At 43.8% G+C, this 16,430-nt stretch carries 14 protein-coding genes and 7 tRNA genes; 17 read left to right on the top strand and 4 right to left on the bottom strand.

Features of this window, described 5'->3' with window-relative positions; all coding sequences use genetic code 11:
- Nucleotides 1-280: 280 nt before the first annotated feature.
- The 15 genes from D8886_RS05960 to D8886_RS11690 all read left to right on the top strand — a co-directional run bounded on the left by D8886_RS05960 (nucleotide 281) and on the right by D8886_RS11690 (nucleotide 8,446).
- Nucleotides 281-354, top strand: a tRNA-Met gene (locus D8886_RS05960).
- A 5-nt stretch (nucleotides 355-359) separates the two neighbouring features.
- Nucleotides 360-432 (top strand) — tRNA-Phe (locus D8886_RS05955).
- 13 nt (nucleotides 433-445) lie between these two features.
- A tRNA-Tyr gene (locus D8886_RS05950) sits at nucleotides 446-526 on the top strand.
- Nucleotides 527-534: 8 nt separating this feature from the next.
- Nucleotides 535-605, top strand: a tRNA-Trp gene (locus D8886_RS05945).
- 10 nt (nucleotides 606-615) lie between these two features.
- Nucleotides 616-688: transfer RNA gene (locus D8886_RS05940), tRNA-His, on the top strand.
- A 13-nt stretch (nucleotides 689-701) separates the two neighbouring features.
- Nucleotides 702-773 (top strand) — tRNA-Gln (locus D8886_RS05935).
- A 12-nt stretch (nucleotides 774-785) separates the two neighbouring features.
- Nucleotides 786-869: transfer RNA gene (locus D8886_RS05930), tRNA-Leu, on the top strand.
- A 351-nt stretch (nucleotides 870-1,220) separates the two neighbouring features.
- Nucleotides 1,221-1,664, top strand: coding sequence for a zinc-dependent MarR family transcriptional regulator (locus tag D8886_RS05925; protein WP_125434556.1), 444 nt, complete (start codon nucleotides 1,221-1,223; stop codon nucleotides 1,662-1,664).
- The gene (locus D8886_RS05920) at nucleotides 1,661-2,371 is read left to right on the top strand and encodes a metal ABC transporter ATP-binding protein (protein ID WP_125434554.1); all 711 of its coding nucleotides are present in this window, start codon (nucleotides 1,661-1,663) and stop codon (nucleotides 2,369-2,371) included. Before D8886_RS05925 ends, D8886_RS05920 begins: the two co-directional genes overlap by 4 nt.
- The gene (locus D8886_RS05915) at nucleotides 2,364-3,170 is read left to right on the top strand and encodes a metal ABC transporter permease (RefSeq protein WP_125434552.1); all 807 of its coding nucleotides are present in this window, start codon (nucleotides 2,364-2,366) and stop codon (nucleotides 3,168-3,170) included. The genes D8886_RS05920 and D8886_RS05915 overlap by 8 nt, the downstream gene beginning before the upstream one ends.
- Nucleotides 3,171-3,179: 9 nt before the next feature.
- Complete coding sequence (locus D8886_RS05910; RefSeq protein ID WP_125434550.1) at nucleotides 3,180-4,682, top strand: metal ABC transporter solute-binding protein, Zn/Mn family; 1,503 nt, start codon at nucleotides 3,180-3,182, stop codon at nucleotides 4,680-4,682.
- A 147-nt stretch (nucleotides 4,683-4,829) separates the two neighbouring features.
- Nucleotides 4,830-5,273 carry a CopY/TcrY family copper transport repressor gene (locus tag D8886_RS05905; protein ID WP_125434548.1) on the top strand — a complete coding sequence of 148 codons (444 nt, stop codon included), beginning with the start codon at nucleotides 4,830-4,832 and terminating at the stop codon, nucleotides 5,271-5,273.
- Nucleotides 5,273-7,519: a heavy metal translocating P-type ATPase gene (locus D8886_RS05900; protein ID WP_125434546.1), complete on the top strand. Its 2,247-nt coding sequence runs from the start codon at nucleotides 5,273-5,275 to the stop codon at nucleotides 7,517-7,519. Before D8886_RS05905 ends, D8886_RS05900 begins: the two co-directional genes overlap by 1 nt.
- A gap of 20 nt (nucleotides 7,520-7,539) precedes the next feature.
- Entirely contained in the window at nucleotides 7,540-7,758 is a 219-nt protein-coding gene (locus D8886_RS05895) for a heavy-metal-associated domain-containing protein (RefSeq protein ID WP_002928822.1), read from the top strand.
- Between the two features lie 85 nt (nucleotides 7,759-7,843).
- The gene (locus tag D8886_RS11690; protein ID WP_002910874.1) at nucleotides 7,844-8,446 is read left to right on the top strand and encodes a DUF6287 domain-containing protein; all 603 of its coding nucleotides are present in this window, start codon (nucleotides 7,844-7,846) and stop codon (nucleotides 8,444-8,446) included.
- 141 nt (nucleotides 8,447-8,587) lie between these two features.
- Here the strand turns inward: D8886_RS11690 and D8886_RS05880 are convergent, their stop codons facing one another.
- On the bottom strand, nucleotides 8,588-9,160 hold the full coding sequence (locus D8886_RS05880; protein WP_125434544.1) for a TetR/AcrR family transcriptional regulator: 573 nt from the start codon (nucleotides 9,158-9,160) through the stop codon (nucleotides 8,588-8,590).
- A 212-nt stretch (nucleotides 9,161-9,372) separates the two neighbouring features.
- Nucleotides 9,373-9,975 (bottom strand): TetR/AcrR family transcriptional regulator, encoded by a 603-nt coding sequence (locus tag D8886_RS05875; protein ID WP_002896831.1) that lies wholly within the window; start codon nucleotides 9,973-9,975, stop codon nucleotides 9,373-9,375.
- Between the two features lie 355 nt (nucleotides 9,976-10,330).
- On the opposite strand from D8886_RS05875, the gene D8886_RS05870 reads away from it, so the two are divergent.
- Entirely contained in the window at nucleotides 10,331-12,724 is a 2,394-nt protein-coding gene (locus tag D8886_RS05870) for an SIALI-17 repeat-containing surface protein (protein WP_125434542.1), read from the top strand.
- A 178-nt stretch (nucleotides 12,725-12,902) separates the two neighbouring features.
- Nucleotides 12,903-14,033 carry an ABC transporter ATP-binding protein gene (locus D8886_RS05865; protein ID WP_002910867.1) on the top strand — a complete coding sequence of 377 codons (1,131 nt, stop codon included), beginning with the start codon at nucleotides 12,903-12,905 and terminating at the stop codon, nucleotides 14,031-14,033.
- Nucleotides 14,034-14,116: 83 nt separating this feature from the next.
- Here the strand turns inward: D8886_RS05865 and D8886_RS05860 are convergent, their stop codons facing one another.
- Nucleotides 14,117-14,965: a methyltransferase domain-containing protein gene (locus D8886_RS05860; protein WP_002910866.1), complete on the bottom strand. Its 849-nt coding sequence runs from the start codon at nucleotides 14,963-14,965 to the stop codon at nucleotides 14,117-14,119.
- Between the two features lie 93 nt (nucleotides 14,966-15,058).
- Nucleotides 15,059-16,315, bottom strand: coding sequence for a tyrosine--tRNA ligase (gene tyrS / locus D8886_RS05855; RefSeq protein WP_032912553.1), 1,257 nt, complete (start codon nucleotides 16,313-16,315; stop codon nucleotides 15,059-15,061).
- Between the last annotated feature and the right edge of the window lie 115 nt (nucleotides 16,316-16,430).

Raw genomic sequence — 16,430 nt, 5'->3', positions numbered from 1 at the left:
AGTTGGGGGTTGCCCCCTGTGAGATATGGAAGTCGCTTAGCGAAGGGAGTTTAGCTTAGTTGTAATGGAGAGGAAATCGAAATTACAATCGGCGGATGAGAGAAACGAAGTTTCTCACCGTTGGCTGAGCTAGACTCCACCCTTTGGGAGGCTGAGCTAGACTCCACCCTTTGGGAGTTTAGCTCGTCCGGCTGAAGGGAACGGTCTTGAAAACCGTCAGGCGTGTAAAAGCGTGCGTGGGTTCGAATCCCACATCCTCCTTAGGGACGAATAGTATTGACGCGGGATGGAGCAGCTAGGTAGCTCGTCGGGCTCATAACCCGAAGGTCGTAGGTTCAAATCCTGCTCCCGCAATAGTTGGCTCGGTAGCTCAGTTGGTAGAGCAATGGATTGAAGCTCCATGTGTCGGCGGTTCGATTCCGTCTCGCGCCATAATTTTATAATCGGAAGGGTAGCGAAGAGGCTAAACGCGGCGGACTGTAAATCCGCTCCTTCGGGTTCGGGGGTTCGAATCCCTCCCCTTCCATAACCTTTACGGGCATAGTTTAAAGGTAGAACTAAGGTCTCCAAAACCTTCAGTGTGGGTTCAATTCCTACTGCCCGTGTTTAAATATGGCGGGTGTGGTGAAGTGGTTAACACACCAGATTGTGGCTCTGGCATGCGTGGGTTCGATCCCCATCACTCGCCTATTTATTATTATTGGGGTATCGCCAAGCGGTAAGGCAAGGGACTTTGACTCCCTCATGCGTTGGTTCGAATCCAGCTACCCCAGTTAAAAACTTGAGCCGGCGTGGCGGAATTGGCAGACGCGCTGGACTCAAAATCCAGTGTCCTCACGGACGTGCCGGTTCGACCCCGGCCGCCGGTATAGCTTAAGTTTAGCGAAGCATTTTAGCTTCGTTTTTTTGTCTTTTCTGTAGTATTTATTTGCAAGCTAAGCGGGAGATCGAATCATGATTTTATTTGTAAATCCACACTCAACTAATGTAATGGACTCACCATCAAATTGTTTATAGAATCTAGAATGCTAATAAGAGGCAGCTTAGTTTGTTGCTTTTCATTCTATGATTGAGTTTTATTTAGGACTTAAGAATATAATTGTATGATTAAATATTTTTTGTGAAAAGCATTTTACTTTTACTGAAAATTCTTGACTCTTTTCTTTTTTGTGGTATAATTAACCAGTAAAGCTTTAACTGGTTAAGAGAAGGAGGAGGAAATGACTCATTTAGCAGATAAGATCGATCAATTTTTAAATGAAGTTATTTTGAAGGCAGAAAATCAGCATGAGATTCTGATTGGTTCTTGCACGAGTGATGTGCCTTTAACCAATACGCAGGAGCATATTTTGATGCTTTTGTCTGAGGAATCTTTGACAAATTCCGATTTGGCAAAAAAACTGAATGTGAGTCAAGCTGCGGTGACTAAGGCTGTGAAATCTTTGGTTCGGCACGAGATGCTGCAACCTTTTAAAGATAAGAGAGATGCACGGGTTACCTTTTACCGTTTGACTGAGTTAGCTCAGCCGATTGCAAAGGAACATCAGCATCATCACGCACATACTTTGGAGACGTATAAAAAATTGGCAGAGCAGTTTTCTGCTAGTGAACAGGCGACAATTGCGAAGTTTTTGGAAGCCTTGGTGGGAGAGATCGGCAAATGAGATATATCACAGTTGATAATCTTTCCTTTTACTATGACAAGGAGCCGGTGCTGGAGCATATTCATTATTTCTTGGACAGCGGTGAGTTTGTGACCTTGACGGGGGAAAATGGAGCTGCTAAGACAACGCTTATCAAGGCTAGTTTGGGTATTTTGCAGCCTAAGCATGGGGAAGTGAAGATTTCCAAGACCAATGTGCGAGGCAAGAAACTGCGGATTGCTTACCTTCCTCAGCAGATTGCTAGTTTTAATGCTGGTTTTCCTAGTACGGTGTATGAGTTTGTCAAGTCGGGACGTTATCCGCGCAAGGGTTGGTTTCGCCGTTTGAATGAGCATGATGAGGAGCATATCAAGGTAAGTCTGGAGTCGGTTGGAATGTGGGAACATCGGGATAAGCGAATTGGTTCTCTCTCTGGCGGGCAAAAGCAGAGGGCAGTGATTGCTCGGATGTTTGCTTCGGATCCGGATATTTTTGTCCTTGATGAGCCGACAACAGGTATGGATGCAGGCAGCAAGGATGAATTTTACAAGCTCATGCACCATAGTGCTCATCAGCATGGGAAAGCTGTCTTGATGATTACGCACGATCCGGAAGAAGTTCGTAAATATGCCGACCGCAACATTCATCTGGTCCGTAATCAGGACTCACCTTGGCGCTGTTTCAATGTGCATGAAAGCGACAATGGTCAGGAGGTGAGCCATGCTTAATCTATTTTCCTATGATTTTATGCAGCGAGCCTTCTTGGCAGTTATTGCCATGAGCCTCTTCTCACCGATTCTGGGGACCTTCCTGATTTTACGTAGGCAGAGTCTCATGAGTGACACGCTCAGTCACGTTTCATTGGCAGGTGTAGCTTTTGGTTTGGTTCTTGGACTATCGCCCACTCTCACAACGGTGCTTGTCGTCATTGTCGCAGCAGTCTTCTTAGAGTACTTGCGAACTATCTATAAGAATTTCATGGAAATCGGTACAGCCATTCTCATGTCAACAGGTCTGGCGATTTCTTTAATTGTCATGAGTAAAGGCAAGAGTTCCAGTTCCATGAGTCTGGACCAGTATTTATTTGGGTCTATCGTGACCATTAGCACGGAGCAGGTGATTTCTCTCTTTGTCATTGCTGCTGTGGTACTTGTCTTGACCTTCCTCTTCATTCGCCCCATGTACATCTTGACCTTTGATGAGGATACGGCCTTTGTCGATGGGCTGCCTGTGCGGACCATGTCCATTCTCTTCAATATCGTGACGGGTGTTGCGATTGCCCTCATGATTCCAGCTGCGGGAGCCTTGCTAGTTTCGACCATTATGGTCTTGCCGGCCAGTATTGCCCTGCGGATTGGGAAAAATTTCAAGTCGGTCATTTTGCTGGCAAATATTATCGGCTTCTTTGGTATGATTGCCGGACTTTATATTTCTTACTATGCAGAGACGCCAGCTAGTGCCAGCATTACGATTATCTTCGTCAGCTTGTTCTTGCTGGTCAATCTGGTCAAAAAATTTATGAAATAGGAGCAGAAAATGAAAAAAATTAGCTTACTATTAGCAGGCTTACTGAGTATTTTCTTAGTAGCTTGTTCCAATCAAAAAAATGCAGATGGCAAGCTCAATATTGTCACAACTTTTTATCCGGTTTATGAGTTTACCAAGCAGGTGGCTGGAGATGAGGCCAATGTTGAACTTCTAATCGGGGCTGGTACAGAGCCGCATGATTATGAGCCTTCAGCTAAGGCAGTTGCGACTATTCAGGATGCAGATGCCTTCGTCTATGAAAATGAAAATATGGAGACTTGGGTTCCTGAACTGTTAAAAACTTTGAAAAATAAGGAAGAAACGGTTATCAAAGCGACAGGCGATATGCTCTTGCTGCCTGGTGGTGAAGAGGAAGAAGACCACGACCATGGGGAAGAGGGACATCATCATGCCTATGATCCCCATGTTTGGCTGTCACCGAAGCGGGCTATTAAAATGGTGGAGCACATCCGTGATAGCCTGAGCAAGTCTTACCCTGACAAGAAAGCTGCTTTTAAGAAAAATGCAGCGGCTTATATCAAGAAGCTGGAAGACTTGGATAAGGAATATGAGGATGGGTTGGCAAATGCCAAGCAAAAGAGCTTTGTAACTCAGCACGCAGCCTTTAACTATCTAGCATTGGACTATGGCTTGAAGCAGGTGCCAATTTCTGGACTTTCACCAGACAGTGAGCCATCCGCTTCACGCTTGGCTGAATTGACTGAGTATATCAAGAAAAATAAAATCAAGTATATTTACTTTGAAGAGAATGCTTCCCAGGCTTTGGCTTCTACTCTAGCTAAGGAAACAGGGGTAGAACTTGATGTCTTGAATCCGCTGGAAAGCTTGACCGAAGAGCAGACCAAGGATGGGGCAGACTATGTTTCTATCATGCAGGCCAATCTAAAGGCTCTCAAGAAGACAACTAACCAAGAGGGAGCGGAGATTACAGCCGAGAAAGAAGAAGACGATAAGACAGTCCAAAACGGCTACTTTGAAGACAGTGCTGTCAAAGATCGGACCTTGTCTGACTATGCTGGCGAGTGGCAGTCTGTTTACCCTTATCTGAAGGATGGTACCTTGGACCAAGTCTTTGACTACAAGGCTAAGCTGACTGGGAAAATGACGGCAGCTGAATACAAGGACTACTATGACAAGGGCTACAAGACGGATGTATCCAATATCAATATCACAGACAAGACTATGGAATTTGTGGTAGATGGAAAATCCAAGAAATATACCTATAAATACGTTGGTAAGCACACTCTGACTTACCCTAAGGGAAATCGTGGAGTTCGCTTTATGTTTGAAGCGACAGACGAGGATGCTGGTGAATACAAGTATGTTCAGTTTAGCGATCACAACATTGCACCTACTAAGGCGGCTCATTTCCACATCTTCTATGGCGGCGAAAGCCAGGAAGCACTCTTTGACGAGCTGGAAAACTGGCCAACCTACTATCCAAGTAAATTGACAGGTCAAGAAATTGCCCAAGAGATGTTGGCGCATTAATATAAATAAAGTAAGAAGACGGGACTATCCCGCCTTCTTTTTTGTATATCAGGAAATGATGATAAAAATACTTGACAAATTACGATTACAAATGTAAACTAATAAAGAGTTAGATTACAAATGTAAATGATAAGGGAGTGTTAAACAATGGAACAGCAAAATATTAGCCAAGCAGAATGGCAAGTGATGCGTGTCCTATGGGCTTATCCACATAGTCGCAGTACAGAGATTATAGAGCGGTTGGAAGCCGATTTTTCTTGGAAACCGGCAACCATCAAGACCCTTTTGAATCGTCTGAAGACCAAAGAATTTATTGCCATGGAAAAAATCGAGGGCAAGTTTTACTACGATGCTCGAATTTTAGAAGCGGACCATCTGGAAAGTACATGGCAGGCGCTTTTTGACAATATCTGTAATACTAAACACGGAGATCTTTTAATTTCGATGATTGAGAGAAGTCAGTTCAGTCAAGGGGACTTGGAGCGGCTCAGCCAGGTCATTGATAAGAAAAGAGCGTCGGCACCATTGGAAATCAAATGCGACTGCCCACAAGGCCAGTGTCGTTGCGGGCACGGAAAGGAGGCACATTGATGAGCGAGAAGAAAGAATACAAGCTCTCAGGTATGACCTGCGCTGCCTGTGCTATGACGGTAGAGATGGCGGTCAAGGACTTGGAAACGGTCGAGGACGTCAGTGTCAATCTGGCGACAGAACGTCTCAGTTTGGTTCCTAAGGAGGGATTTGACAGCCAGCAAGTGCTGGATGCAGTAGCCGAGGCTGGTTATCAGGCGGAAGAAAAAGGAAAAGACCGACTGTCCCATGTAAGCGAAGAGGCTACAATGAAAGCGAAGGAATTGGAAAGGAAAAAGCAAGAATTACTGATTCTTTTACTTACGTCTCTGCCTTTACTTTATATCTCTATGGGAAGTATGATTGGTCTTCCCTTGCCTAGCTTTTTGGACCATATGGCGCATCCCTTGGTCTTCGTTCTGTCACAACTTCTTTTGACTCTGCCTGCTGTGTGGATTGGGCGCGGCTTCTATCAGAGAGGATTTCGCAATCTTATCAAGAGGCATCCTAATATGGATAGTTTGATTGCGGTGGGGACCGGTGCAGCATTTTTTTACAGCCTCTACTCGGTCGGTCAGGTTTTTCTAGGCTATCATGCCTTTGTTCATCAGCTCTATTTTGAGTCGGTTGCAGTGATTATTGCCTTGGTTCTTCTGGGGAAATATCTGGAAAGTTCAGCTAAAGGGAGAACGTCTCAGGCAATTCAGTCTCTGCTTGAGCTAGTGCCTAGTCAGGCGACAGTGATTCGTTATGGTGAAGCTGTGACCATTGATACGGAGGATATCCGAGTTGGGGACATTATCCGTATCAAGCCAGGGGAGCGTATGCCGGTAGACGGCCTTGTGACGGAAGGGCAGACCTTTGTGGATGAGTCCATGATGACTGGTGAAAGTGTCCCGATTGAAAAGAAGGTCGGCGATACCATTACCAGTGCAACAATCAATCAAAATGGTAGTATTGACTACCAAGCAACTAGAGTGGGTTCGGATACGACCTTAGCCCAGATTGTTAGATTGGTGGAGGAAGCGCAGGGGTCTAAGGCGCCAATAGCGGCTTTGGCCGATAAAATTTCGCTTTATTTTGTCCCAATCGTGCTGAGCTTGGCTGCTTTGTCTGCGCTGGGCTGGTATGTTCTAGCTGGTGAGAGCCTTGGCTTTTCTCTGTCAATCTTTATCGCAGTTCTGGTCATTGCCTGCCCTTGTGCGCTGGGATTAGCCACTCCGACAGCCATTATGGTTGGGACTGGTAAAGGGGCTGAAAATGGAATTCTGATTAAGTCTGGACAAGCTTTGGAAGCAGCTTATCAACTGGATACTATTGTTCTTGATAAGACGGGGACGATTACGGTTGGTAAGCCCAGTCTGACAGATCTGCTGCCCTTGAGTGATTTGAATCGGTCCGACTTGTTGCGGTTAATAGCCAGTGCTGAGCAGCATTCTGAGCATCCTTTGGCTCAGGCTATTTTGGCAGCAGCTGAAGAGGAGGAGCTTGGCTTACTGCCTGTCAATCATTTTGAGGCCATTGTTGGCCGAGGTTTGTCAGCTCGGGTTGAGAACAGACAGCTTCTGGTGGGAAATGAGTCTTTGATGAAAGAAAAGAACATTGACAGCAATGCTTTTCAAGAACAGTTGTTGGAGCTATCCCAAGAAGGGAAGACAGCCATGTTTGTCGCAGTAGATGGACAGTTGGCTGGTATTCTAGCGGTAGCAGATGAGATGAAATCTAGTAGCCTGTCGGCTGTGCAGGAGCTTCAGTCTATGGGGCTAGAAGTCATCATGCTGACAGGAGATCGTGAAGAAACAGCGACAGCTATTGCCCAGAAAGCTGGAATCCAAAAAGTCATCGCAGGTGTATTGCCAGATGGTAAGGTCGCTGCTATCAAGAACTTACAGGAAGCTGGAAAAAAACTAGCCATGGTCGGAGACGGTATCAATGATGCGCCGGCTCTGGTTCAGGCAGATGTGGGAATTGCCATCGGTTCAGGCGCTGATGTAGCTATTGAGTCGGCAGATGTAGTGCTCATGCATAGTGATTTGCAGGATGTAGTCAAGGCTATCAAGCTCAGTCAGGCAACCATCCGTAATATCAAGGAAAATCTCTTCTGGGCTTTTGCCTACAATACACTAGGCATCCCGATTGCTATGGGTCTACTGCATCTTTTCGGCGGTCCCTTGCTCAATCCTATGCTGGCTGGTCTGGCCATGAGCTTGAGCTCAGTGTCAGTAGTGGCCAATGCTCTGCGTCTAGGACGCTTTAAAATGAACTAAATATACGGAGGAATGAATCTATGAAACAAACAGTTCAATTAGAAAACTTATCTTGTCAAAACTGTGTTAAACATGTCACCCAGCACTTCCTATCTATGGAGGGAGTGTCAGATGTGGCGGTAGATCTAGAACAGCAGACAGCCCACGTCACGACTGATAAGCCTTATGGGACAGCTGATTATGAAGTTGCTCTGGCAAAGACAATCTACAGGGTTCTGGATGTGGCAGAAGCTGAATGAATAAAGTCAGTAGCTTTGCGCCTGCCCAGTTGCTAGAATTCTTCTTGTAAAAAGCGATGAAATAATCTATAATGTTACTAATCACATGATTTATCTTACCGTGAGAAAGAGGAGAAAAATGAAGAAAAAAGCTTTACCTTTTTTACTAGCAGGAGCTGCTTTATTAGCTATGACAGCTTGCTCAAGGGGCAGTGCTACGAATCAATCAGAGACGCCTACTAGCAGTACGGGCTCGGTAACAAGTTCTGTGGAGCAGGCATCCAGTCAATCAACTGCAGCAGCATCTTCAGCGGCTAGCAACACTAGCTCAGAGAGTGCGAGCACAGAAAAAACCAAGGAAAAGAAGGAAGCGATGGACATTTCAGCACTTGCAAATGGTAATTATACCAGCGTTAAAGGAACCTGGCAGGATGCTTCTGGCAACCAGCTTGTTTTTGATGAAAAGGGCTTGGTTTCAAGTGGTTATGAATTGTATGGAGCTTCTCTGACAGACTATGGTACTGCTGCTGGCGGTGTCTACGGCGGAGAAAGCGGAGGTTTTCTGATTGAGTTTCTTCCCAAGGGAGTTAAGGTCGCAGACAAGGAAAACTTTACAGACAACTCCGATGCTGGCCAAGACAGAATCTGGACAGGTGTTGGCCTGAATAGCTTTGACGAGCAAGGCAGCTTCTATTATCGTGTAGATTAAACGAAGCTTGTCTTTTGATGTTAAAATCTATATAGTTGATGAGAGCAGAAAAACATCTGCTCTTTTTCTTTGGGAGAGTAAGAAATTTTGCCGACAAAAAAGCCTGCCTAAATTAGGCGGGCTTCATAATTTTGAGTTGAATTAGGATTCACTGTGAGGTGTTATAAACTGATCCATAGGGGTTGAAATCACATTCAGGAAGAGCTTGGCGAAATCCTCTGCTGGCATAGGATCTTCTTTGATAATCCAAATTTCAATGAGGGAGTTAATCCATCTAACAACAATTTCCGTAGCCATTTCTTTTGGAATTCCCAATTTTTTAGAGTCAATTTCTAAATTTTGCACGACCCACTGAGTGAAGAAGGTAGATAGATAGTCACTCCAGAAAGGATCGATAGCTGTAGTATAGAGCACCTTCATCCATTTCCTATGGTCATAGAGGGTAGGAATCATATGCTTGGCAAAGAAGCAGAATGGATTTTCTCCATTTCCTTCTTCGTAGCTTTCATACAGGGGCAAAAACGGAGTCATAATTGTTTGGCGGATGTATTGGATAATGTCTTCAACATTGCTAAAATGCTTTTTATAGATAGCCTGGCGCGATAGACCAGCTTGTTTTGCAATCTCTGAAAAAGTAAAATAAGACTTTTCAGGGTTTTGCTCTGCCAGCTCAATTAAGGCATTGACGACTTTGTCTCGAGTATCTTGGGGCATAAGTACCTTCCTTCTTTTTTATTAAGTTCTTGCTGGTTTGTCTAAAAACAGAGCAAATTCCAACAAAATAGTTTACCGCTTGTCAACTAAAATGATAACACTTTATAGAGGAAATGTCCAATTATTTTTAAAATTTAATATAAAAATATTAAAAAACCAGTCTTACCTTACAAGGACCGGTTCTGTCATTTCTCTGTTTTTCTTCTAGTTGGTTATGCGATAACAATTTTATTTGAAGGACCAGCTGGACTATCATAGGCAGCAAAGCTGGTTAGGGGTGAAGATACAAGGTTGAGAAATGTCTTAGAGAACTGCTTGCAAGGAACGGGGTCATCCTGAGTGATCCAATTCTCAATAAGAGAACTAATCCAGCCGGCCAGCAGTTGATTGGCCAGGTCTTCAGGAATACCTAATTTTTGGTGGTCAAGATTTAAATTCTGCTCGATCCAGTCCTTGTAACTGGCAGTAATAAAATCGCTCCACAAGGGATCGACAGAACTAGTATATAATATTTTAATGCGTTGGCGTTGCTCATAAATAGCGGGAAGAATCGTTTGAGCCAAAAAAGTGAAAGGATCTAAGTCCGCTTCAGCATTGTTGCTATTCCAGTTGGGGGCAAAGGCTTGCTTTACCATATCTTGGCGAATGTATTCGATAATTTCAGTAGTGTTATTAAAGTGTCGTTTGTAAATAGCTTGTCTTGACAAACCGGCTTCTTTAGCGATTTCTGTAAAGGTAAAACGCGACCTGTCTGGCTGTTTATCTGCTAATTCAAAAAATGCATCTAAAATCCTATCTCGTGTATTAAGAGCCATAATTTTATCCCTCCTATACCATTTTACTTTTTCTGTCTGAAATAAGCTAGAAAATAGCCCGGAATTTTTACTAAAAAAGTTTACACATTGTTAAATGGAAAAATTTTTAGTTTAATTTCTGGACATCATGTCTGTTTAAAAACTGGACGATTTCACAAAAATGTACATAAATCAAGCCGATAATTCTTTTATTTTAACAAGTTAATATGATAAAATAATAAAAAATCTTATCAGAAGTCAAATAGAAAGTGTAGTTTAAAGATTACCTAATCTGAAAGATTTATGGGAGGTTTGACTGGACTTTTTATTAAGGGTTACTGATCAGGAAAATAAAATATGTTCAGAGGAGAATAAAATGAAAAGAACAGAAAAAGTTTTGCGATATTCTATTCGGAAGTCAGTTTTAGGTGTTAGTTCAGTCCTTATTTGTGCTCTGTTTTTAGGTCACAGTATGGTGGCGGCAGATGAGGAGCGGCCAGTGGCAAATGCAGTAGAGACTCCGGTCGCTGCATCGCCAGTAAATCAGGATTTGACAACGGTCAGGGAGGCTGCTAATACAGAAGTAGGCACGTTTCTGGCTGAGAAAGTGACAGATCTTGGGAATAATCCAAATTTGTCAGCTGAGGAGCTTGCAGCAGCTAAGGAGGAAGTCAATCAAACAGCTGCAAAGGCTCAGAATGAAATTGCTGCAGCTGAGGATAAAGAAAGGATTGATCAAGCTAAGGAAGATGGATTGGCAGACATCAACTCTATCAATCCAGTCGGCAAAGATTTACTTCTAGATGAAATCCAAAATGGAAAAGCAGAGTTTGACAAACTTGTAGATAGTAGCGATTTACTGCTTGAGGAGCAAAAGAAAAGCTTCCAAGAGTCTGTAAGGAAGAAGGCAGCAGAGGCAGAAGATGCAATTCAGAAATTAGATGTTAATGCAACAACAGCTGAGCAAGCGGAAGTGATTCAAGAGCAAGCAGTAACCGAGGAAGATAAGTTTTTCAAATTTATAGCAAGTTCAACCGTAGATTTCACTCTGGCTTCCAAGTTAGCTGACTTGGAAGCAAATCCTAATCTTTCAGAAGCAGAAAAGAAAGCAGTTAGAGGCGAGATAGAGCAGGTGGTGGAAGCAGCCAAGAAGGCTATTGAAGGAGCAGATTCTCAGGAAGTCTATGACCAGGAAAAAGAAACAGCTATAGCCCGCTTAGCCAAGATTCACCCTATTGGCAAAGAGCAGTTCTTAAAAGAAATTCAGGAAGAAAAAACAGCTACTATCGAGGCTGTTGAGAAGAGTCAAAGTCTTTCTGTTGAGGAAAAAACTGCAGCTAAAAAGAAAATTGAAGATGCAGCAGCCATAGCTCAAAAAGCAATTGCAGCTTATAATGCTTGGGTTGAAAGTCCTGATGATGCCGAAAAAATTCAAGAACAGGTAGCGGCAGAGAAGCAAGGTTTGCTGAAAGCTACGACTGGACTGAAACTAGATCTTGCTCTGTCTGATAAGCTAACAGACTTACGGAGCAACCCGAATCTGTCAGATGCAGAACGGGCTACGGCTAAAGCTGAAGCGGAAGCAACTCTAGCAGATACGAAAACAGCGCTTGAAAAGGCTGATACCGAAGAAGAACTGGAGAGAATTGAGGAAGCTGGAATTGCTAGCTTGGACACGATTCATCCAGTTGGCAAAGATTTGGTTTTAGATGAGCTTGAAGAAGAAGTCGACAAACAGATTGAAGCAATTGAACATCATCAAACACTTTCAGAACTCGATAAAAAGCAAGCTAAAGAAAAGATTCTAGCAGTATTAAAGACGGTGACAGATGCGATTGCGCAGCTAGATGATAGTGTAGACAGTGCTGAAAAAGCAGAGAAGCTGCAGGAACAGATTGCTGCTGAGCAGACAAAAGCTCTTGAAAATCTAGAAGCGATTGTCAAGAATGCTGCTAAAGCTAAGACAGCTTCTTCTATTCCAAGTGATTCACCACAGGAAGATAGGCAAGAATTTAGTGGAGGCGTCAGCGACTCTGAGCCAGCAACAGCAACGGCGTCGAAATATGATTTGTCTAGCCATGAAGTTGGAACTCATCCCGATACAGCTCCACAGTCTTCAGTACAACCAGAATTCAGTGGCAATGTAAATGATTCAGAAGCACCAACAGCAACACGGCCTGAATTTAGTGGAGGCGTCAGCGACTCTGAGCCAGCAACGGCAACGGCGTCGGAATATGATTTGTCCAGCCATGAAGTTGGAACTCATCCCGATACAGCTCCGCAGTCTTCAGTACAACCAGAATTTAGTGGAAATGTAAATGATTCAGAAGGAGCAACAGTAACACGGCCTGAATTTACAGGAGGCGTCAATGATTCTGAGCCAACCATGGCAGAAAATAACGCCTATGATGCTGGCGTTCAGCCATCAGTCAGGAGTGCACATCCAGACAGCGCTCCTCAAATGGCGGCTCTTCCGGAATTTACCGGCGGTGTCAATGCTGCTGACGCGGCAGTAGCTGATGCTTTACCTGCTTACCAAGTAACTAGCGGTATTTTGCCAGCAGTTGATGGGACCAAATCAGTACAAGAGCAGTCTTCATCAGCTAAGGTCACCCAGCTAGCTCAGCTTAAAAACAAGGAAAGTAAGAGTGGTGCGTCAGTCTTGCCGCATACGGGTCAAGCTTCTAATGCTCTTTTCACAGTTGCAGGACTTATCAGCGCTTTAGGCGCAGCTGGATTGTCATTCCGTAGTAGAAAAAAAGAAGAATAAGTTTTAAAGAGGCCCAGTGGTCTCTTTTTTTGATGGAGAAAATTTTCAAAAATTATGCAAACGTTTTACTAAAAGTGCTTGAAAAAGTCAAAAAAAAACGATATAATGGACAATGTGAAAGCGCTTTGCAAACGAGAGCTTAAAATAAAATATTTTTATTCAAAAGAAGGGGCTTATTATGGTCGAATTAAATCTAAAAAATATCTATAAAAAATATCCCAACAGCGACCACTACTCAGTGGAAGACTTCAATTTAGATATCAAGGACAAGGAATTTATCGTCTTTGTTGGTCCGTCCGGTTGCGGAAAATCAACTACTCTGCGTATGATTGCGGGTCTTGAAGACATCACTGAAGGAACTGCTTCTATTGACGGTACAGTGGTCAATGATGTGGCGCCAAAAGATCGTGATATCGCTATGGTCTTCCAGAACTATGCCCTTTATCCGCATATGACTGTCTACGACAACATGGCTTTTGGTCTCAAGCTGCGCAAGTACAGCAAGGAAGATATTGAAAAACGGGTCAATGAAGCAGCAGAAATCTTGGGCTTGAAGGAATTCTTGCAGCGTAAGCCAGCTGATTTATCTGGTGGTCAGCGTCAGCGGGTAGCAATGGGACGCGCTATTGTTCGGGATGCAAAGGTTTTCCTTATGGATGAGCCTTTGTCTAACTTGGATGCTAAGCTACGTGTTTCTATGCGGGCAGAGATTGCCAAGATTCACCGTCGTATCGGGGCAACAACTATTTATGTTACCCACGACCAGACTGAAGCTATGACTCTGGCTGACCGGATTGTTATCATGTCAGCGACCAAGAATCCTGCTGGAACTGGAACGATTGGACGAGTGGAGCAGATTGGTACACCTCAAGAAGTCTATAACAACCCAGTTAATAAGTTCGTTGCCGGTTTCATCGGCAGCCCAGCTATGAACTTTATCCCAGTTAAGCTTGAAGGGAATGAGATTGTAGCAGAAGGTCTGCGCTTGACTGTGCCAGAAGGAGCTCTCAAGGTTCTGCGGGAGAAAAATTACGAGGGCAAGGAGCTGATCTTCGGTATTCGTCCGGAAGATATCAATGCGGAAGCTGCTTTCTTGGAAACTTTCCCGAATTCAGTTGTCCATGCTAAGATTTCTGTTTCAGAATTGCTGGGAGCAGAGTCTCACCTCTACTGCCAAGTGGGTTCTAGTGAGTTTGTAGCGCGTGTGGATTCACGGGATTACCTAGAAACTGGTGCAGGTATTGACCTAGGCTTTGACCTCAATAAAGCGCACTTCTTTGATCCAGAGACAGAGAAGACAGTCTATTAATCAGTTGATAAACAAATAACGCAGACAGGCTTGTCTGCGTTTTTAAAATGGCTGTTATAACAGCGTTTTTTACTGAAAGGAGCTTAGATTTTTTCTTGTTTTAGTTTTCCGATAAGAATCTCAGCTGAAATGGTGGCATGTGTAAGCTGCTCCCAATTGATTAGATTTTTTTCAACATGAAAGAGTAAAGGAGTCATCTGCAGTAGGGCAGTTTTCTCCTTAGAATGCAGGGCATGTGTGGATTCTACGGTTTTTCTGGATAGAATCGTAAAGTGCTTCTGGAAGTGCTGGATGATATCTTGATTAGAATAATCTTTCTTGTCCAGATATTGAGTAGCTTTTTGACGAATTTCTTTCAGATGACTTTCTGTCGGGATGACTTTAATGATAAGCCCCTCTTTTTTCAATACTCGTTGAAATTCATGATAGTTAGCTGGTGAGAAGATGTCCAGTAAGACATCCATGCTTTGATCCTGAACGGGTAAGTGTGCCAAATCCCCGACGAACCATTTTACAGCAAGGCTCTGATCACTTTTGGCAGCTAGTTGAATAGAATCTTTGGATAGATCAAAAGCGTAAATTTCTTTGTTGGGGAATTTTTCCTGAATTTTTCGAGCATAGTAGCCCTCTCCGCAAGCGACGTCTAGAATGGTCTGTTCTTTAGGCAGGGTCTGCAGCAGATCCTGCAACTCATCTAGAATATGCTGATAAAAGCCGGCTTCCAAGATGACTTTTCTATTTTGAAAGCTCGTTTTGTCATAGTCTCTAGCTTGTTTGACCTGGGGAGCTAGATTGACATAACCGAATTTGGCGATGTCGTAGGAATGGCGATTAAGACACTTGAGGCTGCTTTCTTCCATAGCCAAGCTTTGCTGGCAAAGTGGGCAGGCCAGAGCCGAAGCTTGGGCAAAGCGGGCGAGTTTTGGTTTCATGAGAACTCTCTTTCTATCTGTTTTTATAAAGTTGAATGTCCTTTCCTTGGTAAGACATAGAAAAATCCGATTCAGGTAATCGGATTTTTATCTTTAGTAGGTCAGGACAAAGTATTTCTTCTTACCGCGGCGGATAACTGTCAGCTCGTCTTCCAGTTTATCTGAGGCGCTAAGGACATAGTCTAAATCTTGGATGCGCTCGCCATTGAGGTAGATGGCACCGTTTTGGACATCCTCGCGGGCTTGACGTTTTGAGTTTACCACGCCGGCTGTCACAAGCAGTTCTACAATATTGAGGTTGTCTTCTGCTTGGACCTGATAGTTAGGCACACCGCGCAAACCTTGTTTGAGTTCCTTGACGGATAGGTTCTTGATATTTCCGGCAAAGAGCTGCTCAGTGATGTTGAGGGCTTCCTGGTAAGCTTCTTGACCGTGAACCAGACTGACCACTTCGCGAGCTAGGACTTTCTGAGCCAAGCGTTCGTGTGGTGCTGCTTCAAACTGCTGACGAATTTCTTCAATCTCATCCAAGGACAGGAAGGTGAAGATTTTCAGGAAGCGGATAGCATCTGCGTCCATGACATTCATCCAGAATTGATACATTTCGTAAGGAGAAGTCTTGTCAGGATTGAGCCAGACAGCATTGCCTTCTGACTTACCAAATTTTTTGCCAGTAGCATCAGTAATGAGCGGAACGGTTATCACATGGCCAGTCTTGTCAGCCTTGCGGCGCAGGAGTTCTGTACCTGCTGTCATATTGCCCCACTGGTCAGAACCACCGATTTGCAGGGTTACACTATGGTTTTGATTGAGGATATAGAAGTCATATCCTTGCATGATCTGGTAGGCGAATTCTGTATAGGAAATCCCTGTCTCAATCCGGCTCTTGACGGAATCTTTACTCATCATGTAGTTGACAGTGAAGTATTTGCCGACGTCACGCAGGAAGTCGATAAAGCTGATGCTGCTAAACCAGTCATAGTTGTTGACCATTTCGGCCTTATTATCACCCTTTTCAAAGTCCAGAAAACGAGAAAGCTGATCTTGGATGGATTTTACCCAGCCTTCTACCGTTTCTTTGGTTTGGAGACTGCGCTCTGCATCCTTAAAAGATGGATCGCCAATCAATCCAGTTGCTCCTCCAACCAGAGCGTAGGGTTTATGGCCAGCTAGTTGCAGGCGGCGGCTAGTCAGAATGGCTACCAAGTGGCCAAGGTGCAGACTGTCAGCGGTTGGATCGTATCCGGTATAATAAGAGACTTGTCCTTCTTCTAAGGCTTTGCGTAAAGCTGCTTCATCAGTGGTTTGGAATACCAAGCCACGTTCTTTTAGCTCATCAAAAATGTGCATCATGTCTCTCCTATTCTAAAAGCCAAGAAATTGGCTTATTTATATTTTAAATTTATGTTACTCTATTGTATCATAAAGCTTTTAAATAGCAATGATTCCTTGAAATAAATCATAG

The organism is Streptococcus sanguinis, assembly GCF_003943655.1.
GTDB lineage: Bacteria > Bacillota > Bacilli > Lactobacillales > Streptococcaceae > Streptococcus > Streptococcus sanguinis_F.
Note: the sequence above shows the minus strand (reverse complement) of the source record. Positions and strands in the feature narration are given on the sequence as shown.